The sequence below is a fragment of the Telluria sp. RB2R28 genome (assembly GCF_059685835.1).
In genome coordinates, this window is the sequence record NZ_JCASIK010000007.1 from 176,660 (window position 1) to 203,551 (window position 26,892).

Sequence of the window (26,892 nt, forward strand, 5' to 3'; positions counted from 1 at the left end):
TCCAATCCAGCCAAAAAGTGGGTTCGTCGTTCAGGGTTGCGGGGGCTTGTACCACCGGTCGAAATCGCGTTGCAGTCGGGCCGCCGCAGGTTCGGGCGCCAGCGTCCCTTTCAGCACGTCGGCGTTGACGCGCCATAGCACGCTTTCCATGCTGGGTTGTCCGCGATGCAGCACCTGCGCATTCAGGCGCACGGTCGACGCACAGCTGTTGCGCCACTCGACCATCTGCTTGGCCACCGGATCGCGCATCGCAATCAGGTGATTCGACAGCGTGAAAAAGCCGGTCAGGCGGTTGCTGTAGATGTCGGCAAATTCCTGCGAGCCGACCCAGGCCAGGAACTTGAAGGCGTCCTGCTTGTTCTTCGATGCGCGGTTCACGCCCAGCCCCAGGTCCATGTGGTCCGAGATGAAGCAGGCATCGCCCCGCCGTTTCACCGGCGCGGCGAACACGCCCAGCTCCAGGCCGGGCGCGCTGCTGAAACGCGCAATATCCCAGGACCCGGCCGGATAGATCGCGGCGCGGCCCGTGGCAAACATCGCCTGGCTCTGGCCATAGGTTTGCGCCGCGGCGCCCGCAGGCAGATAGGCGCCCATGCGCGCGCCAAAGCGCAGCGCTTCGACGAACGGCGGATCGGTCAGGCGCGCGCGCCCGTCGGCCAGCGCCTTCTGGCCAGCTTCGCCGCGCCAGAAATTCGGCCCGATATTGGTAAATACCAGCTGGCTTGCCTCCCAGCCATCGGCCATGCCGAGTGCCAGTGGCGCAACGCCGTTCTTCTTGAGCACATCGAGCACGCGAAAGAATTCATCCACCGTGCGCGGCGCCTGCAGGTCGTACTTGCGGAAGATCGCCTTGTTGTACATGAAGCCGTGGATCACCGACGCCACCGGCATGCAGAAGGCTTCCTTGCCGCCGGCCGTCTGCCAGGCCACCATCGCGCCAGGCTCGAAATACTGCATGCCGGGCTTGCCATCGAGGCGCTCCAGATGCCCCTGCGCGTACAGGCTCAAAGACGCGTCGAACGGCCGGCACGCGACCAGGTCGCCGGCGCTGCCGTCGGCCAGGCGCGCCGCGAGGCGGCCATCGTAGTCGGTGGGCGCGGTGGGTGCGAACTTGACGTCGATGCCGGGATGGCTTCGCTGGAACGCCGGGATCAGCACCTTTTCCCACAGCGCCTTGTCGTCCACGCGCCAGCTCTCGATCACGAGCGTGCCGGCGTGCGCGAGCGGCGCCACCAGGGTCAAGAGTGCGCATAGCATCCATCCGGCAAAGTGCATCGACCTGCCCTTCTCAGTAATGCGCGTACGGATTCTTGTTCCGGTTCGCGTAGTACAACCAGGCGGTGCCTGCCACGCTGCCCGAACTGGTGAAGTCCGCATTGGTATTGCGCGTCGCATACGGCATGCTGCCCAGCTTGTCGACCATGTAGTTCAGCGACTCGAGCATCTGGCTGGCCCCGTTGCCCGCACACCCCATGGTGGGAGCGCCCTGGCGCATCGCCATGATCGCGCCCAGGCTACCCTCGCTCCAGACGAACGGCGCGTTTGACGGCACGTTGTCGTAGATGACGTCGTAGAAGCCGACGATGCCGTTCACCTTGCGCGACGGGTAATCGAGCTGCCCGGCGGTATTGAAATAATCGCACATCCCCGGCAGTGCGGCGGCGAAGTTCTGCCCGGCGCTGCCCGTGTTCCCCAGCGCCAGCACCGACCACGAATAGGTGTCGAGATAGCGCTCGCCGGTATTGAGGGTGCCGGTATTGGCGTCGTAGCCACCCAAAAAGCGCGCGCCGTTCCACAGGCTTTCGGCCGTCTGCCGCAACTGTGTGGCGGCGGTCAGGTACTGGCTGCCGCCATTGAGCGCGTGGTACTGGTGCAGGCTGGCGTAGGCGTCGAGCTGGTGCTCCAGCGCGAAGATGCCGGTGCGCCCCGCCACGTAGTTGGTCGGCGCGAAGCGCAAGCCGCGGCGGGCCACGCCATTGATCGTCACGGCCACGGTTTCTGCGCGCAGGTAGTCGTGCAGGCGCGTCGACATGGCCAGGTACTTCGTGCTGCCAAAGGCTTTCTGGTAGGCGTTGAGCGCCATGCCGAACCAGGCGTTGGCGCCGGCGATGCGCATGTCCACGCCGGGATTGGCATCCGCGCCATCGGTCAGATAGGCAAACACCCACGCGCCGGACGCTGTCTGCGACCTGGCCAGCGCGTTGATGATCTGCTCGGCGCTGGCCTGCTCGCCGGCCAGGCTGAAGGCAATCACGGCCAGCGCCTGGTCGTACAGGAAGGCCGAGTCCATGTCGTGGAAGCTGCGGATCAGGCGCCCCGCGCCATACGGCCCGCCCGTGACCTGCGGCGTATTCATCATGCGCTGCAGTGTGGCGATCTGCGCGTTCGCGGCCGTTGCCGGCGCCGGGAAATAAGCGGCGGTGTAAGCCGTGACCGCCGCCGGATCGATTGGCAGCGACAGCTTGGTCGTGCCCGTGATCTGGCCGCTGCAAAAGCCACCGGCCGCATTGCAGTTGGGGCCCGAGAGCGGATCGTACGATGCCGGATGCAGCACCAGCACGGCGCGGTCGGCGCTGCCCACCGAGCGTGGCAGGGTCAGCGTGAACGTGCCGTCGGCATTGATGACGGCAGTCGCGTCGGCCTGGTAATAGAACACATCGTGGTGGATGAACACGCCCAGCCGATAGTCCTGCACGCTGCCCGCCGGCAGCGCGTGCGCGCCGCGGAACACGGTCTGCGTGGCCGACTGCGTCAGTTGCGAGACGCCGAATGCCACGGCCGGCGCACTGGCGAGCGGCGGTTCATTGTACGGAAAATCCCAGCCCGACCAGACGGGCCATGGCGACGCGGCAGCCACGGCGACGGGCGCCGCCGACAACTGCCGCGACATACCTGCCTGCACACCACCATCTGCGGCGTTGCCGCCACAACCGGCCAGCACCAGTACGCCGGCGCCCACCAGCGCCGTTGCTACCGCCGTTGCCACACCACCCAGACCATTGTTCGCACCACGCATCGCATTCTCCTGAAGGACACACTGCTGACAAGTTGCTGTCCGGCCGCCGGGCGGCGACCGGATGATCACCGCGTTACCAGTCCACGCCCACGCGCACGCCGAACATGCGTGGCTCGTTGTACTGGCCAATGACGTACCCCGGGTCGACGATGCGCGCATTGTTCTTCGCAAGCACGTCGTTCAGGTTGTTCACGTACACCTCGGCGCGCCAGTTGCCGCTCGGTGCGGTCAAGCGCAGCGAGGCATCATAGGTCGCGTAGGCACCCTGCTGGTTGCCGACGTGGGCGTTGTCCAGGTTCTGGATACTGAAGTACATCTTGTCCTGCCAGCGTGCCGACAGACGCGGCGTGAGTTCGTAGTCACCCGTCAGCATGAAGCGCTGCGAGACTTCGATCCGGGCCGAGTTGCGCGGCGCGTTCGGCAAATCATTACCCACCACGTTCGCCGGGAAGCGGCCAACCAGCGCCTGGTTCGGCCCCGTGTAGCGCACGCACGGCTCAACGCCGTAAGTGGCGCGGAATGGCCCGCACGGCACGTCACGCCAGGTCTGCGTGTAATCCGGGTACGACACCACCTTGGCACGCAGGTGCGAATACTGGAAATTCACTTCGGCGCCGGCCCAAGGGCGGTATTTGCCTTCCAGTTCGAGGCCCGAGATCTTCGCTTCGGCCGCATTCGTGGTGCCGTACAACACCGCCGAATCGCACGATGGATTGGCCGCGGTGCACGGGATCGCCGGGATGATCTTGCCCATCTCGACCGCGCCGGTCATCTGCATGTCCTTGTAGCGGCTATGGAAGGCGGTGGCCGAGAACGACAGGCGGTTGTCCAGCATGCGGCCCTTGTAGCCGACCTCGAAATTGGTCAGCGTTTCAGGCTTCCATGGCAGGAAGGTGTAGTGCGGGCCCGGCTCGCGGTCGGCGCAGTTGCCGCCCAGGCCGCGCGCGCAGATATTCTGCTTGTCGCTGAAGCCACCGGCCTTGTAGCCGGTCGAGAGCGATCCGAACACGAAGTCGTCCGGCGTGACCTGGTAGCTCAGGCCCAGGCGCCAGGTGAACTTGTTCCACGAATCGCGGTTGCTGCTGATATCGGGCGTGATGCCGGCCATGCCGGCCACGCCGTAGTACGAACCCATGCCCGGTTTGAGGTCGCTGCTGTTGAAGAAGCGGCCCGGGATCGGCGTGTACTGGCCCTGGAAGTACGAGTACGGATCGCCCGTGGTGCCCGAATCGTAGAACTTGCCGTTCTTGTCTTCGCGCTCGTCGCGCGTCATGCGCCCGCCAACCGTCAGGTTCCATTTCGGCGCGAAGGCCCAGTCGACCTGGCCGAAGGCGGCCATCGATTCTGACTGGCGGTCGGTCTGGTCGTACAGCGCGTAGTACGGCGCGCCCGGCGCGTTGACCATCGCCGAGATCGAGTCTTCGCCGAACTCGATCGCATTCTTTTCGTGCATCCAGAACAGGCCGGTGACGTAGCGCAGATTGCCCTGCTCGCCGCGCAGCTGCAGTTCCTGGACCGTGGTCTTGAACTTGGACGAATTGGTAAAGCCGGCCGAATCGTTGACGAAGCCGCCGTAGATATTGATGTCTTCGGCCAGCGGCTGGTAGCCCGAGTCGCCGTCGCGGATCTGGCGGCGGTTCTGCTCCGAGTACGACACGTTGTATTCGACGGTCGTATGGTCGTTCACGCTCCAGGTCAGGCGGTTGCGGAAGGTGTCGATGTTCCAGTCGAGTTCACCCGGCCGGTTGATCTTGACGTCCCACTGCCCGCCCGGGCACGCGTGGGCCGTGCCGGCCGCCATCGTGCAATCCTTGAGCGCGATGTCGCCGGCGCCCTTGTTGGTGTAGCGCTCGTAGGCGCCGAGCCATTCGAGATCGTTGCGGATCTTCCAGCGGCCCTGCAGGCGCGCCGCCCATTCGTCCTTGTTGCCGTAGGCATCGCTGGCGCCGACCTTGCGGTTGTAGCGCTGGTCGACATCGGGAATGATGTTGCCGGCTGCATCGCGCGCCGGCGTCACGCCGAATTCCGGGAAGTTCGCCGCGTAGAAATCCTGCTCCTGGTTCAGGTAGCTGTCGCGCTTGATAACCATCATCGTGGCGCGCATCGCGAACGTGTCGCTGACCGGGATGTTCTGCACCGCCGTCACCTGGCGCAGGTTGTAGCGCCCGAGCGTGAGGCCCGCATTGCCTTCGGTCGAATTGAATTGCGGCTTGTTCGGGATGATGTTGATGCTGCCGCCCGTCGCATTGCGGCCAAACAGCGTGCCTTGTGGACCGCGCAGAACTTCGACCTGCTCCAGGTCGAACAGCAGCGCCAGCGCCGATTGCGGGCGCGGCGTGTAGATGCCGTCGACGTTCAGGCTGACCGCCGGGTTGCCGATCTCGGTGAAGTCGTTGCTGCTCACGCCGCGCACCGAAATCTTCACGCCCGAACTGCCATCGGTCGCACTGCCCAGTTGCAGATTGGGCACTTCGCCACTCAGGCCGCGCACATCGGTAATGCCCTTGCGGGTCAGTTCTTCCTGGCCGACGGCGGTTACCGACACCGGGGTGCGCAAGAGCGAGGTCGAATGGCGGGTGGCCGTGACCTTCACTTCGGCGATCGCTTCGCCACTGCCGATGCGCGGCGCCGCTGGCGCAGCTGTATCCTGCGCCAGGGCCGGCATGGCGATGCAGGCGCTGGCAACAGCCGCGCTGATCAGCGTTGTATGTGGTTTCAGTAGAGACATCCGGTGCTCCTGGTATGAAATGAAAAACGATGGACCGCGCAGCAGCGCCGTGCGGACAAGTCCTGTGGGGTGGAAATCAGGGTCGGGCGGATGCGCCCGGATTGCGCCAGCGGCGGATCTTGTGGCCAAAGGCGGCATACCAGAGGATCAGGCCGTAACACGGCAACAGCATCCAGTAAGCGCCACGCGAGGTGTTCAGGTCGGCGAAGTGGCCGTACAGCAGCGGCAGCACCGCGCCGCCGGAAATCGCCATGACCAGCAGCGCCGAGCCGCTTGCCGTGTAGCGGCCCAGGCCCTGCAGGGCCAGCGGCCAGATGGCCGGCCACACCATGGCGTTGGCCAGGCCCAGCAGCGCCAGGTACATGACGGTGTCAGGCACCGTCGGCACGCCGGCCCAGCCGATCAGGGCTTGCGAGACGCCGCTGTCAGTGGGCGAGCCGGTGGCCACGCCGATCGTCAGCAGCAGGCCAGCCACGGCCGAGAGCAGCAAGGCGCGCTGCTGCGACAGGTAGCGCGGAATCGCGACCACACCGATCAGGTAGCCGAGCACCATGCACATCATCGTGTAGGACGTCAGCACGCCGAAATTGGCCACGTTCAGTTCATGCCCATACAGGCCGATGGTGTCGCCGGCGATGACTTCCACGCCGACGTAGGCAAACAGCGCCATGGCGCCCAGCACCAGTTGCGGGAACTGCAGCACGCCGGTGCGCTCGACGCCAGCCTCGGGCGTGTCGGCCTCGGGTTCGATATCGCGCAGGTTCGAAAAATGGATGAAGACCATGATCACGAACAACACCGCGGCCATGCAGATATACGGCAGCACCAGCCGCTCGGACAGACCGGCCCGCGCGGCGCTGCGGGCAACCGGGTCGAGCGCTTCGAGCGCCGTGTGCGAGAAGCTGTCGATGTCGGCCAGCATCAGCGTGGAGAACACGAGCGGCACCACCACGCCGGCGCCCTTGTTGAACAGGCCCATGATGCTGATGCGCATGGCGGCGCTCTCGCGCGGCCCAAGGCAGACGATGTAGGGATTGATCGCGGTCTGCATCAGCGTCATGCCGCTGGCGAGCGTGAACAGCGCGACCAGGAACAGTTCGTAGCGCGCGCTTTGCGCGGCCGGGATGAACAGCAACGCGCCCGCGCACATGATGCCCAGACCGATCGTCATGCCCTTCTTGTAGCCGGTGCGGACCAGCACCGCAGCCGATGGCAAGGCCATGGCCGTGTAGGCGATGTAGAACGCGAAGGTCACCCACAGGGCCTGGAAATTGTTCAGACCGCAGACGATTTTTAAAAAGGGAACCAGCGAGCCATTGAGCCAGGTAACGAACCCAAGGATGAAGAACAGCAGGCCGACAAACGCCATGCCGAGGACAACGTCGCGCCTGGAATTGCCGGCAACCGGCGCGCTGGCGAGGGTCACAGCCATGCTGCGCTACCTGCGTCGATGGCTGCCAACAGTGCGCACGACAAACGGTGCGGGAGCGTTTTGAACTGTTGCATGAATGTCCTCGTGTTATCGATGATTCATGCTAGCAGTGGCGCCAGCGGGCGACCACCAGCTGCCAGGAAACGCATAACCTCATGATTTCATTGAATTGTTGCTTGCTCACCCGCCGCTGTTACTCACACTTCTTTACAAACGGGGTGCAGTGACGCTTCCAGGCGCGGGAAATGCGTGGGGCTTGCTTGCAAAACTTTACAAAACGACGCGAGAAATTACAGGAGTGTGACGTCAGCGCCACATGAAGATGGTTTTGCGTCCAGCGACGTAGGGTGTCGGCCTGCTTTACACCTTGATCACGAAGTATGCTGCAAGCATCTATAACTGACTCATTATTCAGTAATATCCGTTGGCGGCATGCGACTTGCTTGACTGCCGGAACGCTGCAGTCTTTGCGCGCCAACAAAAACATACTGGAGACTTTGATGACCATTCCTTGCAGCCTGCGCCGTTCCGGCACGGCACTCTTCGTCGCATTCGCACTGGGCGGCCTCGCCCTGCCCGCCTCTGCCACGACCATCCTGTTCGTCGGCAACAGCTTCACCTATGGCGATCCGGCCGGCGCCAAGCCCCCACTCGTGCAGAACTACCGTCCCGATACCGTGACCGACCTCAACGGTCTGGGCATCGGTGGCGTACCGGCGCTGTTCAAGGCCATGACGATGCAGGCCGGCCTGGATTATCAGGTGAGCCTGGAAACCGAGCCCGGCTCGGGCCTGGATTTTCACTACAACAACCGCTTCAACACAATCGTGAAGCCGTTCGACATGGTGCTGCTGCAAAGCTACAGCACGCTCGACGGCGCCAAGCCGGGCAACCCGGAGACGCTGATCCGCTATTCCGGCCTGCTGGCCAATGCGCTTCGCGAGCAGAATCCGGATGTCGACGTGCGCCTGACGTCGACCTGGTCGCGCGCCGACCTGACGTACAAGAACGCCACCAGCCCGTGGTTTGGGAAATCGATCTACGCAATGGCGCAAGACGTGCGCGCCGGCTACGACGCCGCCGATTCGGCCTCAAGCATCATCAATGGCGTGATCCCCGTGGGCCAGGCCTGGAACCAGGCGATCGCAGGCGGCCTGGCCGACGCCAACCCGTACGACGGCATCGGCGCCGGCCAGATCAACCTGTGGGCGCCGGACTCTTACCACGGCAGCAACTACGGCTACTACCTGGAAGCGCTGACCATCTTCGGCAACGTGACCGGACTCGATCCACGCTCGCTGGGCGCCGACGATTATGTCGCGCGCGACCTCGGCATCAATGTGGCGACTGCGCTGGCCCTGCAAGGCTTCGCCGCCGCGCAGCTGGACGCGGAAGAAGTGCCGGAGCCGGGCATGCTGGCCATGTTCGCGACCGTCGGCGGCTTGCTGGTTGCCGTGCGTCGCCGTCGCGGCAATGCCAAGGCACGCCACGACGGCGCACACGCCTGATATTGCGCGTTCGCGCGTCGACATTCCTCGACTGCTGACCGTGACGGCGCCTGCCCTGGCGCCGTCACGATCACCCTCATCGTCGTCACCCAGGCCCTGGCATCACATGATTGCAACACCGGTCGTCGTGTCTGTACGAATTGCCATAATTTCTGGCTGATTCGCACGATTTGCAGAGCGCACACGTTCATCCTGCAGATTCTGCGAAATTTCTTTGCAGGAATAATCACACTTTCTCACTTCTCTCTTCATATTTACTGACCCTGACGCTGTCAGCATGGCAAGAGAGCGCAAAATCAGCATGTATTTCGTGATCATAAGATATTGAACAGCTGAAAGCGTTTCCTCCAGTCTATATTTTTCAGGTTAAATAGTGAAAATACTCACTTCACGAGACCCTGATGCCAACCCAACCCAACCTGCTGCCTGTCTACCGCCATGCCGACCGCTTGCTGATCATCGTGCTGTGGGCGATGCTGGGCTTTTCGCTGGCATTGACCGGCATGCACGACACCATGACATGGTCGCTGCTGGTCGGCCTGCCGATCGTTGCGATCGCAAGCGGCATTACGTTCCTGGCCAGCGGCACGCTCATGAGCCGCCTGGTCAATGCCGGCGCGCTGATGGCCATGTGCGCGCTGCACATCCATCAAGGTAATGGCCGGGAAGAACTGCACTTCGGTATCTTCGTGTCACTGGCGATCCTGCTGTGCTACCGCGACTGGCGTGTGATCCTGTTCGCAGCAGGTCTGACCGCCGTGCACCACTTCAGCTTCAACTACCTGCAAGAGCTCGGCTACGGCGTCATTTGCCTGACAAAGCCAGGACTGGCGATCGTCTTCATCCACGCCGGCTACGTCATCGTCGAAACGATGGTGCTGTGCTACATCGCGCTGGTACTGCAACGCGAAGCGCTGCGCTCGGCCGAACTGCGCGCCAGCGTGTCGATGCTGCAGGCCCAGCACGGGATCATCGACCTGCGCTCGCTGGCGCCGGTGACCAGCAGCAGCGGCCGCGCCCTGCGCGACGTGCTGCACACGCTGCAGACGGCGATTGGCCAGGTGCGCGACACGGTCGAGACCACGCGCGGCGCCGCCAGCGACATTGCCGAAGGCAGCGCGCTGCTGTTCGAACACTCACGGGACCAGACCGAGGCCTTCGGCCGCGCTGCCGCCTCCATTGACGAACTGGGCGACATCATTCGCGCCAATGCCGATCATGCCCGGCAAGCCAATGCGCTGGCGACGCAGGCATCGGGCATTGCCGCTGTCGGCGGGCGCCAGGTCGGCGCGGTCGTCGAGCGCATGGGCCTGATCGACACGTCGTCGCGCCAAATTGCCGAGATCACCGCCGTCATCGACGGCATCGCGTTCCAGACCAATATCCTGGCCCTCAACGCTGCCGTGGAAGCCGCCCGTGCCGGCGAACAGGGGCGCGGTTTCGCGGTCGTGGCCGCCGAAGTGCGCCAGCTGGCCCAGCGTTCGGGCGCCGCCGCCCGCGAAATCAAGGGCCTGATCGAGGAATCGGTGCGCCAGGTCAGCGCCGGCAGCGCGCTGGCCCAGGAAGCCGGGCGCACGATGGACAATATCGTGCAAAGCGTGACCGACGTAACCGGCATGGTCGGCCGGATCAGCGCAGCTGGAGGGGATCAGGCCGTGCGTGTGGAGGCGGTGGCCGATGCCATCGGCGCCATGGACAGGTCCTTGCAGCACAATACGCAGATGGTCAGCAAGACCGCCGCCGCGGCCGATTCGCTGCAGCAGCGGGCCCATGGCCTGGCGCAGATCGTGCGCATCTTCCGGCTCGACGCGCCAGGCACGGCGCAGATGGGACTATCCTGAGCGCCCTGCAATGACGACGTCATGACATTCATGTTAAGCACCCCGGCGGCGCGTGGCGTCGCCCCCGTCGCTCTGCTGCTCTGCCTGTTGGCCTGGCCGCAGGGCGATGCGCGCGCGCAGGCAACGTGGAACGTGACCGGATTCGGCACCGCCGCCGCCGTCCATGCCACCCAGGACCAGGGCGACTACACGGTCAACCCCAACTCCCCCGGCCAGGCGGGCTATTCCAAAACCTGGGCCTTCGATGTGGACAGCCGCGCCGGTGCGCAACTCGATGTCCGGTTCGACAAGCGCTGGTCGGCCGTGGTCCAGGCGACGCAGGAAAAAAGCATCGAGAATTCGTACAAGACGTCCCTTACCTGGGCCAATGTGAAGTTTCAGGCAACGCCGGAGCTGTCGCTGCGCGCGGGGCGCATTGCGCTGCCGCTGTTCCTGGCCGCCGACTATCGCAAGGTGGGCTACGCCCTGCCCTGGATGCGCGCGCCCGTCGAACTGTACAGCCTGATACCGATTTCCTACAGCGACGGCGTCGACGCCTCGTACCGCTGGCATACCGGGCAGGTCAAGCACGAGACCACACTGTCGCTCGGCCATGCGGCCGCACGCCTGAACAAGGACCTCACTGGCAAGGCCCGCAACATCGTCGGCCTCACCGAGAGCGCGACCGCCGGCGCACTGACCGTGCGCTTCACGGCGGCCCAGGCGCTCTTGGTGGTGCCGGGGGCCCAAGCGCTGTTCGACGGCTTGCGTGCCTTCGGCCCGCCGGGCGAGGCGCTGGCGGACCGCTACGATATCGCCAAGCGCCATGTGCGCGTGTTCAGCGCCGGCTTCAACTACGATCCGGGCAACTGGTTCATCACCGGCGAGAGTGGGCGCATCAACACCAGCTCGCTCCTGGGCGACCAGACCGCCTCGTATCTGTCGGCCGGCCGGCGCTTCGGTAATGTGGCGCCCTATGTTACCTATGCGCGCCTGGTCGCCAACCTCGCCACGCAAACGGCCGGGCTGCCGCTGGACGGCTTGCCGCCCGAAGCGGCGGCGGTGGCGGGCTTGTTGAACAATGCATTGAATGACCAGCTGCGCCAGATTGGTGTCCAGGACACCGCCAGCGTCGGCGTGCGCTGGGACGTCGCGCCGAATATTGCACTCAAGGCGCAGCTCGATCGCGTCACGCCGCGCGGCGGCTCGATCGGCACCCTGATCAACGTCCAGCCGGGGTTCCGTTCCGGCCAGGCGTTCAACGTCCTCAGCCTTGGCATGGACGTCGTTTTCTGACCATGATGAACCGTTCGCTTTCCACACTGTTGCTGTCCCTGTGCCTGGGGCCCGCCCTTGCGCTGGCGCCCAGCGCTGCCCCGGCGGCAGAACTGGCCGTGATCGTCTCGGCGCGCAGCAACATCAGTATGCTCAGTGCCGACCAGGTCGCCGAGATCTTCCTGTTCCAGACCAACCGCTTCCCGAACGGCAGCGAAGTGGTGCCCATCGACCAGGATCTGGGTTCGCCGCTGCGTGACGAGTTCTACAGCAAGGTCACGCATCGCACCCCGGCGCTCGTGAAAGCGCACTGGGCCAGACTGATCTTCACTGGCCGCGGCCAGCCACCGGCCGAGGTCGATGGCAACGCCGCCATGCGCAGGATGATTGCCGAAAATCCGGGGATGATCGGCTATGTCGAGCGCACGGCGCTGGATCCCAGCGTGCGCGCGGTGCTGATCGTGCGCTGACAGGCGCGCCAGCGCCATCCGCCTGTCAGCAAGTTCCAGCGAATTTCAGCGATTTTCGGGATCGGCACGCCGTTCCGGCGGGTCGCCCTCTTCGAAGCCGGCGACAAACACCAGCAGCACATCATTCAGGATTTTTTCCTGGCCTGCTTCGAGCAGCGCATTGGCCACCCGCGACAATTCGACCGGATCGGCCTTGCCATAACTGCCATCGATTGCCCTGCGCGTTACCTTGCCAAGTTCAAACGCCAACTCGGCGACCGCAGTATTTTCTGTCGTTCTCATATCACCCTTTTTTAGCAAGCGCCCGCCGCATGGACATCGTCATCGGTGGCGGGCACGGTTCGGCACATGATACCGGCGAACGGCTGTGGGGGTGCGCCCCGGTGCCGCCAGTTCGCCGGCTGGCCGACTAGTCGAACTTGCTGAAATCCGGCTTGCGCTTTTCGAAGAATGCCGTGAACGCTTCCTTCGCTTCGGCGCCGCCCAGCATCGCGCTGAACTGTTCGTTTTCAGCCGCGATGGTGTCCCTGACGTGCGCGGTGCGCGCGCGGCGCATCAGCGCCTTGGTGGTGCGGATCGAGGCGGGGGGCAGCTTGACCAGTTTGGCGGCCTGCGCCTGCGCGAACGCGAGCAGTTCCGCGGCCGGCAGCACGCGCGCGACGATGCCCATCTCCAGCGCTTCCTGGGCCAGGAATGACTCGCCCAGCATCAGCTTTTCGGCGGCCCGCGTGTAGCCGGCCGACTGCGCAACCAGCAGCGACGACGCAAATTCAGGGCACAGGCCCAGCTGCGAGAACGGCATCGAGAATTTGGCGTTGTCGGCCGCGTAGACCAGATCGCAATGCATCAGGAGCGTGGTGCCGATGCCGACGGCGGCGCCGGCCACGGCCGCGACCACCGGTTTGGTGCACCCTTCCAGCGCCAGCATGAACTGGAACACCGGACGCTCCGGCGTCATCGCACCTTCGCCGGTATTGTTCAAGAAATCGTCGAGGTCGTTACCGGCGGTGAAAATCTCGGGCTGGCCCGCGATCAGGATGGCGCGGATCGTGGTGTCCTGCTCGGCGGCGCGCAAGGCGTCGGCCATCGTCTGGTACATCGCGCCGGTGATCGCGTTCTTGCGTTCGAGGCGGTTGAAGGTGATCGTGAGGATGCCGTCGGCGGTGGTGGTGAGGATGCTCATGGTGGTTGTCTCCCGGTTATTCTTGGGCTGGTTGGACGCGTGGGCGGGAGACCCGCCCACCCTACGAGAGGGTGGCCCGGTCTCCCGCCCACGCGGTGATCGTACTGGCTGGCTTAGACGCGTTCGATAATGCCCGCAGCGCCCATGCCGGCGCCGACGCACATCGTCACCATGCCGTACTTGAGGTTATTGCGACGCAGCGCGTGCACGACGGTCGCAGCGCGGATCGCACCGGTTGCGCCCAGCGGGTGGCCCAGGGCAATGGCGCCGCCCAGCGGGTTGACCTTGCTGGTGTCCAGGCCCAGATCGCGGATCACGGCCAGCGCCTGCGCGGCGAAGGCTTCGTTGAGCTCGATCCAGTCCAGCTGGTCCTGCGTGATGCCGGCGGCGGCCAGCGCTGCAGGAATCGCGAACTTCGGACCGATGCCCATGATTTCCGGCGGCACGCCGCGCACGGCGAACGACGAGAACTTGGCCAGCGGCGTCAGGTTGTGCTCGCGCAGGATTTTTTCGCTGACGACGATCAGGGCGCCGGCGCCATCCGACATCTGCGACGACGTGGCAGCCGTGACCGAACCCTTGGCCGCAAACACGGGCTTGAGTTTGCCCATGCTTTCCATGCTGGCGTCGGCGCGCGGGCCTTCGTCGGTGTCAACGGTGCGGGTCTTGACGTCGATCTGGCCGGTGGCCAGGTTCGGCGTGCGGGTGATGACGTCGACCGGGGTGATCTCGTCCTTGAAGTGACCGGCCTGCTGCGCGGCGATCGCGCGGCGGTGCGATTCCAGGCCGAAGGCGTCCTGGTCTTCGCGCGAGATCTTCCACTGGTTGGCGACGTTCTCGGCCGTCAGACCCATGCCGTAGGCCAGGCCCACGTTCTCGTCCTTGAACGTGTCCATATTGATCGACGGGTGGTGGCCCATCATCGGCACCATCGACATCGATTCGACGCCGCCGGCGATCATCACGTCGGCTTCGCCCACGCGGATGCGGTCGGCGGCCATCGCCAGTGCGGTGATGCCCGAGGCGCAGTAACGGTTGACCGTCACGCCGCCCACGGTGTTCGGCAAGCCGGCCAGTACCACCGAATTACGGGCGATGTTGAAGCCCTGCTCGGCTTCCGGGAACGAGCAGCCGATGATCGCATCGATGATCAACGCCGGGTCCAGGTTCGGCACGGCTGCCATGGCGCCGCGGATCGCGTGCACCAGCAGATCATCCGGGCGGGTCTTGTTGAACATGCCGCGCGGCGCCTTGCCGATCGGGGTACGGGTCGCTGCGACGATGTATGCGTCTTGAAGTTGTTTGCTCATGTCAGTGTCCTGTTCTGTCGACGCTTAGTTGCGCACTGGCTTGCCGGTCTGCATCATGCCCATGATGCGTTCCTGCGTTTTCGGATTGTTCAGCAGCGCCACGAAGGCCTTGCGCTCCAGGTCGAGGATCCACTGCTCGCTGACCACACTGCCCTGGTCGATGTCGCCGCCAGTGACGATCTCGGCGATGGTGTCGCCCAGCTGGTAGTCATAGGCCGAGATGAAGCCGCCGTCGCGCATATTGACCATCTGGCCGCGGATCGTGCCCCAGCCGTAACGGCCGGTGACCGGGAACGTGCGGCGCGCCGGTGCGCGGTAGCCAGCGTCAGCCATGGCGCGCGCCGTGGTTTTCGCCACGTGCAGCAGTTCGTAGGCGTTAAAGACAATCACGTCGTCTTCTTTCAGGTAACCCATCGCCTTGGCTTCCAGTGCCGACTTCGACACTTGCGCGGTGGCCGCGTTCATGAAACCGTTCTTCAGGAATTGCAGGATGTCGTTGCCCTTGGCTTCGGTTGCCGCGCGCAGCGCTGCTTCCTTCAGGCCGCCGCCGGCAGGCACCAGGCCCACACCCACTTCGACCAGGCCGATGTACGACTCGATCGACGCGACACGTTTGCTGGCATGCAGCGCCAGCTCGCAGCCGCCGCCCAGCGCCAGGCCCGCCACTGCAGCGACGACCGGCACGTTCGAGTACTTGAGCGCCATGAAGGTGTCCTGCAGCTCGCGCACGATCGGCTCCATCGCCTTTGCGCCGCCGGCCATGAAGGCTGGCAGGGCCGATTGCAGGTCGGCGCCGGCCGAGAACGCGCCGCCTTCAGCGGCGTCGGTATTCCAGATCACGATGCCCTTGAAGCCCGCTTCGGCTTCTCTCAAAGCGCGCTGCAGGCCCTTGATGACGCCATCGCCGATGACATGCATCTTGGTCTTGAGCGAGACGACCAGGACTTCGTCGTCCGAGTGCCACAGGCGCACGGACTCGTCTTCGAACACGGTGGTGCCAGCGGTTTTTGGGTCGGCGCCGCCCAGGCCCACGACCGGTGCGCGGAACTGCTGGCGTTGATACACCGGCAGGTCCGACAGCGGCACGTAGCCGCTCTTGGCGACCGAGTACGAACCTTCAGGGGTATGCACACCCTTCTCGGCCACACTGCCTTCGAACACCCAGGCTGGCAGCGGTGCAGTCGACAGCGCCTTGCCGGCGTCGATGTCTTCCTTGACCCACTGCGCGATCTGCGTCCAGCCGGCGCCCTGCCACGTTTCGAACGGGCCGACGCTCCAGCCGAAGCCCCAGCGCATCGCGAAGTCGATGTCGCGCGCGTTGTCGGCGATCGATTCGAGGTGGAACGCGATGTAGTGGAACGCGTCGCGGAAGATCGCCCACAGGAACTGCGCCTGCGGGTTGGTCGATTCGCGCATGGCCTTGAACTTCTTGACCGGGTCTTTCTCTTTCAGGATGCGGCCAACGATGTCGGCTGCCTTGGCGCCGCCCGTGACGTACTCACCCGTGGCGAAGTCCAGGCGCTGGATCTCCTTGCCGACCTTCTTGTAGAAGCCGGCGCCGGATTTCTGGCCCAGCGCACCTTTTTCGATCAGCTTGGCCAGGATGTCCGGCGTCTTGTAGACGCTGAAGAACGGGTCGTCCTTCAGGTTGTCCTGCATGGTCTTGATCACATGACCCATCGTGTCCAGGCCGACCACGTCCGCGGTGCGGAAGGTGCCCGACTTGGCGCGGCCCAGCTTGGCGCCGGTCAGGTCATCGACCACGTCCACTGACAGGCCGAATTTCTCGGCTTCGACGATCGTGGCCAGCATGCCGAAGATGCCGACACGGTTGGCGATGAAGTTCGGGGTGTCTTTCGCGCGCACGACGCCCTTGCCCAGGGTCGAGGTCAGGAAGGTCTCGAGCTGGTCCAGGATGTCAGGACGCGTGTCCGTGGTCGGGATCAGTTCGACCAGATGCATGTAGCGCGGCGGGTTGAAGAAGTGCACGCCGCAGAAGCGCGCCTTCAGTTCGGCGTCGAAGCCTTCGGCCAGCTTGTTGATCGACAGGCCCGACGTGTTCGACGCGAAGATCGCGTTTGGCGCGATGTGCGGCGCGACCTTGGCGTACAGGTCGTGTTTCCAGTCCATGCGCTCGGCGATGGCTTCGATGATCAGGTCGCAGCCGGCCAGCACGTCGAGGTTGTCCTCGTAGTTGGCCACTTCGATCAGGGCCGCGTCATCCTTGTTGCCCAGCGGGGCTGGCGAGAGCTTTTTCAGGTTCTCGATGGCGCGCAGGACGATGCCGTTCTTTGGACCTTCCTTAGCCGGCAGGTCGAACAGCACGACTGGCACCTTGGCGTTCACGCAGTGGGCGGCGATTTGCGCGCCCATCACGCCGGCGCCCAGCACGGCGACTTTCTTGACGATGAAATTGGACATGTAAGATTTCCTTGTTGGGTTGGGCGTGAGTGCTTAGAACAGGTCGGCGTCCAGCGCTGTCAGGTTCGCGGCGCCCGAGCGTGCCTGGCGGATCAGCATCGCGGTTTCCGGATACAGACGTGCGAAGTAGAAGCGGATCGTCGCCAGCTTCGATTCATAGAAGCGGTCGCCCGAATCGAGCTTGGCCAGTGCGATCTTGGCTTGCTGCGCGAACAGGTAGCTGTAGACCAGGTGACCGGCCACGCGCAGGTAAGGCACGGCGGCGGCGCCCACTTCGTCCGGATTCTGGAAGGCCTTCATGCCGATTTCCATCGTCAGCTTGGTGACCTTGTCGCCCAGCTCGCCCAGCGGCGTGACGAATTCGGACATGTTCTCGTCCAGGCCATTGTCTTCAACAAAGTTCTTGATCTTCTCGCCGAACTTGCGCAGCTTGGCGCCGTTGTCCATCAGGATCTTGCGGCCCAGGAGGTCCAGCGACTGGATCGTGTTGGTGCCTTCGTAGATCATGTTGATGCGCGCGTCGCGCACGTACTGTTCCATGCCCCATTCGGCGATGTAGCCGTGGCCGCCGTAGACCTGCATCGCTTCGGACGTTGCGATCCAGCCGTTGTCCGTGATGAAGGCCTTGATGATTGGCGTGAGGAGGGCCACTTCGTCAGCCGCTTCCTTGCGCACGTCTTCATCGGTGTGGTTCAGTTCGCGGTCGATCTGCAGCGCGACGTACGACGAGAACGCGCGGCCGCCTTCAGCGAAGGCTTTTGCGGTCAAGAGCATGCGGCGCACGTCCGGGTGCACGATGATCGGGTCGGCTGGCTTGTCCGGTGCTTTCACGCCCGACAGGCTGCGCATCTGGATGCGGTCTTTTGCATAGGCCAGCGCGTTCTGGTACGCCACTTCGGTCAGGCCGAGCGACTGCATGCCCACGCCCAGGCGGGCGGCGTTCATGAACACGAACATCGCCTGCAGGCCTTTATGCGGCTGGCCGATCAGCGTGGCGCGTGCGTTGTCCAGGTTCATCTGGCAGGTCGAGTTGCCGTGGATACCCATCTTTTCTTCGATGGCGCCGCAGGCGATGCCATTGCGCTCGCCGATCGAGCCGTCTTCGTTCGGCATGAACTTCGGCACCAGGAACAGCGAGATGCCTTTCGAGCCTTCCGGTGCATCCGGCAGGCGTGCCAGCACCAGGTGGACGATGTTGTCCGAGATATCATGTTCGCCGGCCGAGATGAAGATCTTCGAGCCGGTGATCAGGTAGGTGCCGTCGCCTTGCGGTTCGGCTTTCGAACGCAACAGGCCCAGGTCGGTGCCGCAATGCGCTTCGGTCAGGCACATCGTGCCGGTCCATTCACCCGAGACGAGCTTTGGCAGGTACAGGCGCTTCTGGTCGTCGGTGCCGTGCTCCAGCAGGCACTCGTAGGCGCCGTGCGACAGGCCCGGGTACATCGACCAGGCCTGGTTCGACGAATTGAGCATCTCGTAGAACGAGTTGTTCAGCGTGATCGGCAGGCCCTGGCCGCCGTATTCCGGATCGCACGCGAGCGCCGCCCAGCCGCCTTCGACATACTGTTTATACGCTTGCTTGAAGCCCTTCGGCGTGGTCACGCTCTTGTCGGCAGCATTGAAGGTGCAGCCTTCGCGGTCGCCCGAGTGGTTCAGCGGGAACAGCACTTCCTGGGTGAATTTTGCACCTTCTTCGAGTACCTGGTTGATGATGTCGGTATCGATTTCCTGGTATTTCGGCAGATTCTTGAATTCTTCGGTGACATTGAGGAACTCGTGCAGAACGAACTGCATATCCCGGATTGGCGCGACGTACTGACCCATGGTTTTCTCCTGAAGAGGTGTGACGATTGTTGGACGTGACAGGCGGCCTTATGCCGCCTGGTGGTCTTGCGATTGTTGGGAATTGCGGTAATTTTCGATCAGGCGTTCAAAGCCGGCCCGGGCCCGCTCGACGGCGCCCGGATTGCGCAGGAAACGCGCATCGTGGTGCAGCGCCAGGATCAGGCCGTGCATCTCGAACACCAGCTGCTCGGCGTCGAAACCGGTGTGCAGGTGCTTCAGTTCGATCGCCTGCTCGACACTGCGCAGCAAGGCGCCCTGCCACGCGCGGACCATCGACACCAGCTCTTCGCGGATCGGGCCTTCGCGGTCGTCGTATTCGACGGCGCCACTGATATAGATGCACCCGGACGCGATTTCGACCGACACCCGCTTGACCCAGCGCGTGTACATCGCCACCAGGCGCGGCAGGCCGCGGGTTTCCTTGATGCTCGGGTAGAAGACCTCTTGCTCGAAGCGGTGGTGGTACAGCTTGACCACTTCGAGCTGCAGGTCTTCGCGCGAACCGAAGTGGGCGAACACGCCAGACTTGCTCATGCTCATCCGGTCGGCCAGCAGGCCGATCGTCAAGCCTTCGAGGCCGTTGCGGCTGGCGAGCTCGAGCGCGACGTCGAGAATTGCCGCCCGCGTCTGCTCGCCCTTGCGCATGAATTTTGCTGAAGTACTGATAGCTTCCCCTGGTCTCGAAAAAATCCGAACGCTCGTACTATTATCTATCGGGCCTGGAATGTCAAACGGGAACTTAGAGGTGCGGTTCTATTGATGAAAAACAACCCGCGACACCCGGAGAAAGCGCCTTTTGCTGACGGCCCGGCTTGCAGGCGAGCGGCAGAAAATAGTTGTTTCATCTGCTAAAGGTACAGCATTTTCGGGGTGACCGGTGCGTCATTTACGAGCACGGCGCACCCGTTTGCAGCTTGACTGTTACCATTAATAATCGGGCAACAAACCCGGCAACATCCAGCGCACCGACGAAAGGTCCAGAGCATGAGCAGCAACCATCAGAATGAGCAGGTCGTCGAAGCGGACGGCAGCGAACTGCAGCTGGCGATTCGCGCCTTCTCGCTCCAGGAAGGTAGCGCTCAGTCCGGTCACGCAGCGCCAGACGGCACGGATTCGATGCAGCATTTTCTGGTGCTGATCGGCCACGCCAGTGCGCGGCTGGACAGCGGCGCGACGGCGGACGACGCGATTGCCGATCTGGTCCGGCGCGGGCTGGACCGCGACACGGCGCAGGTCGTCGTCGACAAGGCCGTCGATGTCGTCGCCTCGAACCGGGCGCTGGAAAGCGCGCCACCGGCGCAGCATGTGCGTCCCCGATCCGGCAAGAGCATCCGCGTGTTTGCCATCGTGCTGGTGGTCGTCGCGCTGATTGTGGCCTTGCTGGTCATGCGATAACGCCTGCTGCGCCTAGTCGCCGGCGCGCTCCATCGCCCGGCGATCGCGCTTGGTCGGCCGCCCCTTGATTTCCAGGCTCGGTTCCGGATACAAACGCCGTGCGACTTTGTCGTTCTCGCGCTTGGCAACGCTTTCGTCGGTCTCGAAATACAGCGTGCGCGCGACAGGAGCGCCACCGCGCGCGCCAGAGATGGCCGCGACGATGATTTCCCAGCGATCCGAGCCGTTATCGATCAGCATCTTGTCGTTGATCTTGACGGTGCGCGCCGGCTTGACTGGCTCGCCGTCGATCCGCACCCTGCCCCGCTCGACCGCATCCTGGGCCAGCGAACGCGTCTTGAAAAACCGTGCTGCCCACAACCATTTGTCCAGCCGGACGTTCTCTTTGTCTTTGTCCATCGTTATCCTTTATTACGCATACCCGATGGCGCACACGCGCATCACCAGTTTGTAGCCGACATATGCACAGCCGTTGATCGCGCGGCGCAGCCAGCCGATGTCGGCAAATTCCTGCGGACAGACTTCGACCCCGTCCGCGATGCCCCGTTCGATGTGCGCGCGCATCGATGCGGCGAAGACCTGATCGTCCACGACGATATTGGCTTCCTGATTCACGAACAGCGACAGGCCGTCGCAGTTGCTCGAGCCGACCGTGGCCCAGGAGTCGTCCACCACCGCCACTTTCGCATGCAATTGGGTCCTGCGGTACTCGACCACGCGGATGCCATCGGCCAGCAGTTTCGGATAGAACGATTGCGCCACCGCGTCCTGGATCGCGAACTCGCCCACCCCGATCAGCAGCGTAACGGCGACGCCGCGCTGCGCCGCATGCGCGAGCGCCTTGCGGAACTTGCGGCCCGGCGCAAAGTACGGCGTGGCCAGCAGCACGCTGTGGCGCGCATGACCCAGCGCCTGCAGATAGGCACGCTGGATCGTGGTACGGTTGCGCAGGTTGTCGCGCACGACGAACGCGGCGCGCGCGGGACTGGCGCACGATGGCGGCGGCGGCTTGCGCATTTCGCGGAACAGTTCCAGGCGCTTGCGCAGCCGCAGGCGGCCCGTGCGGGTCCATTGCCCTTGCGCTTCGTCGTGGATTTGGGCGACGATTGGGCCACGCAGCCGTGCCGTGAAATCCCAGCGCGGCGCCGGCAGGCGATGGCCGTCGGCGTGGTCGCACAGCCAGTCGTCGTTGACGTTGATGCCGCCGACAAAGGCGAGCTCGCGATCGATCACGGTGATCTTGCGGTGCGAGCGGGCGATGCCGCGCTTGCACAGCGGATTGAAGACGCGGTATTGGGCGCCGGCCTCGGCCAGTACCAGGCCCAGCCGGGACGTGACGCGATGGCCGGTGCCGAACCAGTCGACCAGAACCCGCACCTTCACGCCACGTCTGGCCGCGCGCGCGAGCGCATCGCGCACGGCGTCGCCCGTGTCGTCTTCGGCAAAAATATAGGTTTCGAACAGCACCTCATGCCGGGCGGCGTCGAGCGCGGCGATCAGCGCCGGGAAGAACGCAACGCCGCTCTCTAACAGCGTGATGTCGTTATGGTCGACAAAGGTGACGCTGCGCATGGCCTCAGGCCAGCTCGAGTTCCGCCACGATCGGTGCGTGGTCGGACAGCTTGGCCCACAGGGGACCGTGCATCACTTGCGCCGAGTTGACCTTGAAGCCGCGCACGTAGATGCGGTCCAGGCGGAACCACGGCAGCATCGCCGGGAACGTGCGCGCCGGCGCCAGGCGCGGCTTGCGCCCGGCCCAGCTGCGCACCATGTCGCCCATTGGCGAGCGCGGACCCAGCTCGTCGAAGACTTCGCACACGCCCAGGCCGGCGCGCAGCTTGTCGCTCAGGGTGTTGCGCCAGTCGTTGAAGTCGCCCGCGATGATGACCGGCTCGCCGTTCGGCGCCGACGAATTGACAGCGTCGATCAGCGACTGCGTCTGGCGCCCGCGCCCGCCTTCGAACAGGCCCAGGTGCACGACATAGCAGTGCACCGGACACTCGGGCGTACCCAGCACGCAGTGCAGGATGCCGCGCTGCTCGTAGGCGTGGTCCGAGACATCGTGGTTATGCGAGTTTTCGATGGGGTACGTACTGAGCAGCGCATTGCCATGGTGACCGTGGTCGTAGACCGCGTTCATGCCATAGGCCGTGTGGTGCAGGTCGGAGGCGAAATAATCGTACTGGGCGGTTTCAGGCCAGTGCCGATGGCCACGGTCTTCCTTGCCGAAGCGTGCCTGGTGCCGGTCGTGCCGGCCCTGGACTTCTTGCAGGAAGACGACATTGGCGTCGAATTCAGCGATCGCTTTCTTCAGTGCGATCACGCGGGGCGTGCTGCGCAGCGAGGAAACGCCCTTGTGAATGTTGTAGGTAGCCACACGAATTTTCATGGGAACATTCTACCCGGATCGGACTGCCGTTCTCGTGAAACGGCCCCAATCGTGCGCTTATTAAAGCGCTGGCGCGTTCGGCAGGTTGCCAGCTCTCGCACTCTTTTTAGAAACCAACAGTAACAAACTGTTTTCAGGCGATCGCGTGCGCCTGGTCGTACACCGCTTCGTGGCCCGAGACGATCATGCGGCGCGGACGGTGTGCTGCTGCCTCATCCTTTTGCGCGCGGGGCGCCATTGGGCCACACAGGCGCAGGCCATCCATCAGGTCGATATAAATGCAATCGTCGCCGAGTGTGATTGCTTTTACTTTCTTGTCGCTATTCAGTTTGAAGTTATCCATTTTTCTCTCAGAATCATCCACTTAAAAGTTGCACATCAAAAATTCACACTGGGTGAACTATTGACCTTAGACTACTGATTTCTGACTGTCAACCGTGGAATATATGGTGCCCGTCCGTTGGCGACCATATTTAATTCATTCACGAAACGTGTTATCAAGTGTCTCAAAATGTATCTTCATAGGAGAACGTGCATTTTTTCGTGCCTATGTGAGCGCCAGCGAACAGAGCCAAATTAAAAAAAGCACTTACGTACTTTTGCTCTAAAACGTCATTTTATTGCTTGGTATAAGCGAAATTCAATGATGATTTACTGCAAATATGCTTCTTTGAAGAAATTTTATTTGCTTTTTGGATTGGAAGCGAGCTGGCGTGGCAGTTGCAGGATGGCTTCGGCATTCGAAGCCGAAAAGCAGCGGTCAGCCGCTTCCAGGTAGGGCAGCCAGGCGTGGGCAACGTGCTCGCGTGGGCTGAGGATGATGGGGATGTCGCGCGGCACGCAGACAGAAAACACGTGCTCGGTGTTCTGCGTCACGCCGGGGGCGTAGCGGTGACGCCAGAGGGGATAGATCTCGTAGATATTGGATAACTGCCAGTTACACAGGACGATCTGTGTGCCGTCAGCCACGATGCCGGTTTCTTCGAACAGTTCGCGCGCTGCCGTCTCCAGCAGCGGCTCGTCGAGCCGGTCGAGCGAGCCGGTGACCGATTGCCAGAAGCCCGGCTGACCGGCGCGTTCGATCACCAGCACGTCCAGCTCGGACGTGTGGATCACGACCAGCACCGATTCAGGGATCTTGTAGGCTTGCATGACAGGATGAGCGGGGTCGGCAGCCAGGCCGCCTCCCCCGCCCGCCATTACGCGACCTTCGGTTCGTTACGCAGGCGGATGTGCAGCTCTTTCAATTGCTTCTCGTCGACTTCGGACGGTGCATTGGTCAGCAAGCACTGCGCGCGCTGCGTTTTCGGGAACGCGATCACGTCACGGATCGACTCGGAGCCCGTCATCAGCGTGATCAGGCGATCCAGGCCGAAGGCCAGGCCACCGTGCGGTGGCGCGCCGTATTGCAGCGCATCCAGCAGGAAGCCGAACTTGAGCTGCGCTTCTTCGGCGTCGATCTTCAGCGCGCGGAACACCTTGCTCTGGACGTCTTCGCGGTGGATACGGATCGAACCGCCGCCCAGTTCCCAGCCGTTCAGGACCATGTCGTAGGCCTTGGCGATGCAGGCGCCCGGATTGGTCTCGAGCATGTCTTCGTGGCCGTCTTTCGGGGCCGTGAACGGGTGGTGGGTCGCGGTCCAGCGATCGCCGTCTTCGTCGTACTCGAACATCGGGAAGTCGATGACCCACAGCGGCGACCAGACGTCGTCGAACAGGCCGGCCTTCTTGCCGAATTCCGAGTGACCGATCTTCACGCGCAGCGCGCCCAGGGCGTCGTTGACGACCTTGGCCTTGTCGGCGCCGAAGAAGATCAGGTCGCCGTCTTCGGCGCCCGTCAGTTCCAGCACCTGCGCCAGCACCTCGTCGGACAGGTTCTTGACGATCGGCGACTGCAGGCCGTCACGGCCCTTGGCTTTCTCGTTGACCTTGATGTACGCCAGGCCACGGGCGCCGTAGATCGCGACGAACTGGGTGTACGCGTCGATTTCCGAACGTGGCATCGAGCCGCCCTGCGGCACGCGCATGCCGACCACACGGCCATTTGGCAGGTTGGCGGCGCTGTTGAACACCTTGAACTCGACCGTCTTCATCAGCTCGGTCAGTTCGGTGAAGGCGAGCTTGACGCGCATGTCCGGCTTGTCCGAACCGTACATCGCCATCGCGGTGGCGAAGTCCATCACCGGGAACGGGTTCGGCAGTTCGATGCCGGTCGTGTTCTTGAACACGACGCGCATCATTTCTTCGAACATGTCGCGGATCTCCTGTTCGGTCAGGAACGAGGTTTCGCAGTCGATCTGGGTGAATTCAGGCTGGCGGTCAGCGCGCAGATCTTCGTCGCGGAAGCACTTGGTGATCTGGTAGTAACGGTCGAAGTTGGCGACCATCAGCAGCTGCTTGAACAGCTGCGGCGACTGCGGCAGCGCGAAGAAATTGCCCGCGTTGACACGCGATGGCACCAGGTAGTCGCGCGCGCCTTCCGGGGTCGACTTGGTCAGCATCGGGGTTTCGATGTCGATGAAGCCCAGGTTGTCGAGGTACTTGCGCACTTCCATCGAGACCTTGTAGCGCAGCTTCAGGTTGTGCTGCATCTGGCCGCGGCGCAGGTCGAGCACGCGGTGCGTCAGGCGGGTGGTTTCCGACAGGTTGTCGTCGTCCAGCTGGAACGGCACCGGCACCGAAGCATTGAGCACTTCGACTTCGGTCGCGGTCACTTCGATCTTGCCCGAGGCCAGGTTGGCGTTGACGGTGCCGGCCAGACGGTTGGTCACGGTGCCGACGATGCGCAGGCAATACTCATTACGCACGTGCTCGGCTGCCTTGAAGACAGCGGCGTTGTCCGGATGGCAGACCACCTGCACCAGGCCTTCGCGGTCGCGCAGGTCGATGAAGATCACCCCGCCGTGGTCGCGGCGGCGGTGCACCCAGCCGCACAGGCTGACGGTTTGGCCCAGCAGTTCCTCGGTGACGAGGCCGCAGTAATTGGTACGCATGGTGGACATAGTTTTCGTTCCAGGTTGATTGATTTGTCGGCGCCGCCATCACGGGCGGCCCAGATTCTGTGATGCGTTATTTGGCGGCCGCAGTATTGGCGGCGCCGGGCGGCACATGGCTCGGTGCGACCACGCCCATCGAGACGATGTACTTGAGCGCCGCGTCGACGGTCATGTCGAGTTCTTTCACGCGGCTGCGTTCCATCATCAGGAAAAAGCCCGAGGTGGGATTTGGCGTCGTGGGCACGTACACGCTCACGAAGTCGCCCACCAGGTGGTTGGTCACGTCGCCGCCCGGCACGCCGGTCAGAAACGCGATCGTATACGAGTCGGCGTGCGGATACGGGATCAGCACCGCCTGGCGGAAGGCATTGCCGGACGACGAGAACAGCGTGTCGGACACCTGCTTGACGCTGCCGTACAGCGAGCTGACCACCGGCACCCGCTTGAGCAGGCGCTCGCCCACGCGCACGATGTACTTGCCCACCAGGTTGTTGGTGAGCAGGCCCGTGACGAACACGATGGCCAGCGTCAGCACCGCGCCAATGCCCGGCACGTCCATGCCGATGAACTGGCGCGGCTGCCAGGCGGCCGGCACGAACATCAGCGACTGGTCGAGCGTGCTGATGATCAGGCTCAGGACCCAGGCCGTAATCGCCAGGGGCACCAGCACCAGCAGACCGGTGATGAAATATTTACGCATCGGATATCCCGTTATTCTTGTTGGCGCGGCGCAGGGACGCGCCGGGCTCAGGTGCTGCTCTTGTCGCCACCACTGCTGGTGCTGCCCGTGCCAGGCGCGGCAGGCGCTGGCGTGGCCGGTGCAGCTGCTGCGGCCGGCGCGGCCGCTGCGTCAGCACCGCCCGTGCCCGCAGCGGTGCCGGTGGCAGGCGGCGTGCCGCCACGGAAATCGGTCACGTACCAGCCCGAGCCCTTGAGCTGGAAACCGGCCGCAGTCACCTGCTTCTTGAACGATGGCTTGGCGCAGGACGGGCAGACGGTCAGGACCGGATCCGATATCTTTTGCAGTACATCTTTGGAAAAACCGCATTCTTCGCAGCGATAGGCATAAATCGGCATTCTGGTGCTCCGCAAAAATCTTCAAAA

General features: G+C 63.5%; 23 protein-coding genes. 5 read left to right on the forward strand and 18 right to left on the reverse strand.

What is annotated here, in order from left to right:
- Positions 1-30 precede the first annotated feature (30 nt).
- From AC56LV_RS22020 to AC56LV_RS22035, 4 genes are all read right to left on the reverse strand, one after another.
- On the reverse strand, positions 31-1,275 hold the full coding sequence (locus AC56LV_RS22020) for an ABC transporter substrate-binding protein (RefSeq protein ID WP_499560768.1): 1,245 nt from the start codon (positions 1,273-1,275) through the stop codon (positions 31-33).
- Positions 1,276-1,288: 13 nt separating this feature from the next.
- Positions 1,289-3,016, reverse strand: coding sequence for a hypothetical protein (locus AC56LV_RS22025; RefSeq protein ID WP_499560770.1), 1,728 nt, complete (start codon positions 3,014-3,016; stop codon positions 1,289-1,291).
- A gap of 73 nt (positions 3,017-3,089) precedes the next feature.
- Positions 3,090-5,744 carry a TonB-dependent receptor gene (locus tag AC56LV_RS22030; RefSeq protein WP_499560772.1) on the reverse strand — a complete coding sequence of 885 codons (2,655 nt, stop codon included), beginning with the start codon at positions 5,742-5,744 and terminating at the stop codon, positions 3,090-3,092.
- A gap of 76 nt (positions 5,745-5,820) precedes the next feature.
- Positions 5,821-7,176 carry a sugar MFS transporter gene (locus tag AC56LV_RS22035; RefSeq protein ID WP_499560774.1) on the reverse strand — a complete coding sequence of 452 codons (1,356 nt, stop codon included), beginning with the start codon at positions 7,174-7,176 and terminating at the stop codon, positions 5,821-5,823.
- A 500-nt stretch (positions 7,177-7,676) separates the two neighbouring features.
- Between AC56LV_RS22035 and AC56LV_RS22040 the strand changes: the two genes are divergently transcribed.
- From AC56LV_RS22040 to AC56LV_RS22055, 4 genes are all read left to right on the forward strand, one after another.
- Positions 7,677-8,684: a PEP-CTERM sorting domain-containing protein gene (locus AC56LV_RS22040; protein ID WP_499560776.1), complete on the forward strand. Its 1,008-nt coding sequence runs from the start codon at positions 7,677-7,679 to the stop codon at positions 8,682-8,684.
- Between the two features lie 401 nt (positions 8,685-9,085).
- Entirely contained in the window at positions 9,086-10,525 is a 1,440-nt protein-coding gene (locus tag AC56LV_RS22045) for a methyl-accepting chemotaxis protein (protein ID WP_499560778.1), read from the forward strand.
- A 21-nt stretch (positions 10,526-10,546) separates the two neighbouring features.
- Positions 10,547-11,800, forward strand: coding sequence for a hypothetical protein (locus AC56LV_RS22050; protein ID WP_499560780.1), 1,254 nt, complete (start codon positions 10,547-10,549; stop codon positions 11,798-11,800).
- A gap of 2 nt (positions 11,801-11,802) precedes the next feature.
- Positions 11,803-12,249 (forward strand): type 2 periplasmic-binding domain-containing protein, encoded by a 447-nt coding sequence (locus tag AC56LV_RS22055; RefSeq protein ID WP_499560782.1) that lies wholly within the window; start codon positions 11,803-11,805, stop codon positions 12,247-12,249.
- A gap of 45 nt (positions 12,250-12,294) precedes the next feature.
- Here AC56LV_RS22055 and AC56LV_RS22060 read toward each other — a convergent pair whose 3' ends face one another.
- The 6 genes from AC56LV_RS22060 to AC56LV_RS22085 form a co-directional block, all read right to left on the reverse strand.
- Entirely contained in the window at positions 12,295-12,531 is a 237-nt protein-coding gene (locus tag AC56LV_RS22060) for a hypothetical protein (protein WP_183554058.1), read from the reverse strand.
- Between the two features lie 127 nt (positions 12,532-12,658).
- Positions 12,659-13,432 carry an enoyl-CoA hydratase gene (locus AC56LV_RS22065; RefSeq protein WP_499560784.1) on the reverse strand — a complete coding sequence of 258 codons (774 nt, stop codon included), beginning with the start codon at positions 13,430-13,432 and terminating at the stop codon, positions 12,659-12,661.
- A gap of 113 nt (positions 13,433-13,545) precedes the next feature.
- Positions 13,546-14,742 (reverse strand): acetyl-CoA C-acyltransferase, encoded by a 1,197-nt coding sequence (locus AC56LV_RS22070; protein ID WP_258837255.1) that lies wholly within the window; start codon positions 14,740-14,742, stop codon positions 13,546-13,548.
- 24 nt (positions 14,743-14,766) lie between these two features.
- Positions 14,767-17,163, reverse strand: coding sequence for a 3-hydroxyacyl-CoA dehydrogenase/enoyl-CoA hydratase family protein (locus tag AC56LV_RS22075; RefSeq protein ID WP_499560786.1), 2,397 nt, complete (start codon positions 17,161-17,163; stop codon positions 14,767-14,769).
- Positions 17,164-17,196: 33 nt separating this feature from the next.
- Positions 17,197-18,987 carry an acyl-CoA dehydrogenase C-terminal domain-containing protein gene (locus AC56LV_RS22080; RefSeq protein ID WP_499500572.1) on the reverse strand — a complete coding sequence of 597 codons (1,791 nt, stop codon included), beginning with the start codon at positions 18,985-18,987 and terminating at the stop codon, positions 17,197-17,199.
- Between the two features lie 48 nt (positions 18,988-19,035).
- A complete protein-coding gene (locus AC56LV_RS22085; protein ID WP_482897112.1) occupies positions 19,036-19,653 on the reverse strand; it encodes a TetR/AcrR family transcriptional regulator in 618 nt (205 codons plus the stop codon).
- Between the two features lie 339 nt (positions 19,654-19,992).
- Here AC56LV_RS22085 and AC56LV_RS22090 point away from each other — a divergent pair, with 339 nt between their 5' ends.
- Positions 19,993-20,403 carry a hypothetical protein gene (locus tag AC56LV_RS22090; RefSeq protein ID WP_499560788.1) on the forward strand — a complete coding sequence of 137 codons (411 nt, stop codon included), beginning with the start codon at positions 19,993-19,995 and terminating at the stop codon, positions 20,401-20,403.
- 12 nt (positions 20,404-20,415) lie between these two features.
- Here AC56LV_RS22090 and AC56LV_RS22095 read toward each other — a convergent pair whose 3' ends face one another.
- From AC56LV_RS22095 to AC56LV_RS22130, 8 genes are all read right to left on the reverse strand, one after another.
- A complete protein-coding gene (locus AC56LV_RS22095; RefSeq protein WP_499560790.1) occupies positions 20,416-20,802 on the reverse strand; it encodes an RNA-binding S4 domain-containing protein in 387 nt (128 codons plus the stop codon).
- Between the two features lie 12 nt (positions 20,803-20,814).
- Positions 20,815-21,975, reverse strand: a complete 1,161-nt coding sequence (gene clsB / locus AC56LV_RS22100) for a cardiolipin synthase ClsB (protein WP_499560792.1) — start codon at positions 21,973-21,975, stop codon at positions 20,815-20,817.
- Positions 21,976-21,979: 4 nt separating this feature from the next.
- Complete coding sequence (locus AC56LV_RS22105) at positions 21,980-22,792, reverse strand: endonuclease/exonuclease/phosphatase family protein (RefSeq protein WP_482897108.1); 813 nt, start codon at positions 22,790-22,792, stop codon at positions 21,980-21,982.
- Between the two features lie 133 nt (positions 22,793-22,925).
- Positions 22,926-23,135: a hypothetical protein gene (locus AC56LV_RS22110; RefSeq protein ID WP_183554079.1), complete on the reverse strand. Its 210-nt coding sequence runs from the start codon at positions 23,133-23,135 to the stop codon at positions 22,926-22,928.
- Between the two features lie 338 nt (positions 23,136-23,473).
- Positions 23,474-23,944 carry a dihydroneopterin triphosphate diphosphatase gene (gene nudB, locus AC56LV_RS22115; RefSeq protein ID WP_499560816.1) on the reverse strand — a complete coding sequence of 157 codons (471 nt, stop codon included), beginning with the start codon at positions 23,942-23,944 and terminating at the stop codon, positions 23,474-23,476.
- A gap of 47 nt (positions 23,945-23,991) precedes the next feature.
- Positions 23,992-25,794 carry an aspartate--tRNA ligase gene (aspS, locus tag AC56LV_RS22120; RefSeq protein WP_499560794.1) on the reverse strand — a complete coding sequence of 601 codons (1,803 nt, stop codon included), beginning with the start codon at positions 25,792-25,794 and terminating at the stop codon, positions 23,992-23,994.
- A gap of 67 nt (positions 25,795-25,861) precedes the next feature.
- Positions 25,862-26,488, reverse strand: a complete 627-nt coding sequence (locus AC56LV_RS22125; RefSeq protein WP_499560796.1) for a DUF502 domain-containing protein — start codon at positions 26,486-26,488, stop codon at positions 25,862-25,864.
- Positions 26,489-26,535: 47 nt separating this feature from the next.
- Positions 26,536-26,865, reverse strand: coding sequence for an FmdB family zinc ribbon protein (locus AC56LV_RS22130; protein ID WP_499560798.1), 330 nt, complete (start codon positions 26,863-26,865; stop codon positions 26,536-26,538).
- Positions 26,866-26,892 lie beyond the last annotated feature (27 nt).

Bases quoted from the DNA above. Each gene is read 5' to 3' on its own strand.
- AC56LV_RS22020 (WP_499560768.1), bottom strand. From the start codon at position 1,275: ATGCACTTTGCCGGATGGATGCTATGCGCACTCTTGACCCTGGTGGCG.
- AC56LV_RS22025 (WP_499560770.1), bottom strand. From the start codon at position 3,016: ATGCGTGGTGCGAACAATGGTCTGGGTGGTGTGGCAACGGCGGTAGCA.
- AC56LV_RS22030 (WP_499560772.1), bottom strand. From the start codon at position 5,744: ATGTCTCTACTGAAACCACATACAACGCTGATCAGCGCGGCTGTTGCC.
- AC56LV_RS22035 (WP_499560774.1), bottom strand. From the start codon at position 7,176: ATGGCTGTGACCCTCGCCAGCGCGCCGGTTGCCGGCAATTCCAGGCGC.
- AC56LV_RS22040 (WP_499560776.1), top strand. From the start codon at position 7,677: ATGACCATTCCTTGCAGCCTGCGCCGTTCCGGCACGGCACTCTTCGTC.
- AC56LV_RS22045 (WP_499560778.1), top strand. From the start codon at position 9,086: ATGCCAACCCAACCCAACCTGCTGCCTGTCTACCGCCATGCCGACCGC.
- AC56LV_RS22050 (WP_499560780.1), top strand. From the start codon at position 10,547: ATGACATTCATGTTAAGCACCCCGGCGGCGCGTGGCGTCGCCCCCGTC.
- AC56LV_RS22055 (WP_499560782.1), top strand. From the start codon at position 11,803: ATGATGAACCGTTCGCTTTCCACACTGTTGCTGTCCCTGTGCCTGGGG.
- AC56LV_RS22060 (WP_183554058.1), bottom strand. From the start codon at position 12,531: ATGAGAACGACAGAAAATACTGCGGTCGCCGAGTTGGCGTTTGAACTT.
- AC56LV_RS22065 (WP_499560784.1), bottom strand. From the start codon at position 13,432: ATGAGCATCCTCACCACCACCGCCGACGGCATCCTCACGATCACCTTC.
- AC56LV_RS22070 (WP_258837255.1), bottom strand. From the start codon at position 14,742: ATGAGCAAACAACTTCAAGACGCATACATCGTCGCAGCGACCCGTACC.
- AC56LV_RS22075 (WP_499560786.1), bottom strand. From the start codon at position 17,163: ATGTCCAATTTCATCGTCAAGAAAGTCGCCGTGCTGGGCGCCGGCGTG.
- AC56LV_RS22080 (WP_499500572.1), bottom strand. From the start codon at position 18,987: ATGGGTCAGTACGTCGCGCCAATCCGGGATATGCAGTTCGTTCTGCAC.
- AC56LV_RS22085 (WP_482897112.1), bottom strand. From the start codon at position 19,653: ATGCGCAAGGGCGAGCAGACGCGGGCGGCAATTCTCGACGTCGCGCTC.
- AC56LV_RS22090 (WP_499560788.1), top strand. From the start codon at position 19,993: ATGAGCAGCAACCATCAGAATGAGCAGGTCGTCGAAGCGGACGGCAGC.
- AC56LV_RS22095 (WP_499560790.1), bottom strand. From the start codon at position 20,802: ATGGACAAAGACAAAGAGAACGTCCGGCTGGACAAATGGTTGTGGGCA.
- clsB (WP_499560792.1), bottom strand. From the start codon at position 21,975: ATGCGCAGCGTCACCTTTGTCGACCATAACGACATCACGCTGTTAGAG.
- AC56LV_RS22105 (WP_482897108.1), bottom strand. From the start codon at position 22,792: ATGAAAATTCGTGTGGCTACCTACAACATTCACAAGGGCGTTTCCTCG.
- AC56LV_RS22110 (WP_183554079.1), bottom strand. From the start codon at position 23,135: ATGGATAACTTCAAACTGAATAGCGACAAGAAAGTAAAAGCAATCACA.
- nudB (WP_499560816.1), bottom strand. From the start codon at position 23,944: ATGCAAGCCTACAAGATCCCTGAATCGGTGCTGGTCGTGATCCACACG.
- aspS (WP_499560794.1), bottom strand. From the start codon at position 25,794: ATGTCCACCATGCGTACCAATTACTGCGGCCTCGTCACCGAGGAACTG.
- AC56LV_RS22125 (WP_499560796.1), bottom strand. From the start codon at position 26,488: ATGCGTAAATATTTCATCACCGGTCTGCTGGTGCTGGTGCCCCTGGCG.
- AC56LV_RS22130 (WP_499560798.1), bottom strand. From the start codon at position 26,865: ATGCCGATTTATGCCTATCGCTGCGAAGAATGCGGTTTTTCCAAAGAT.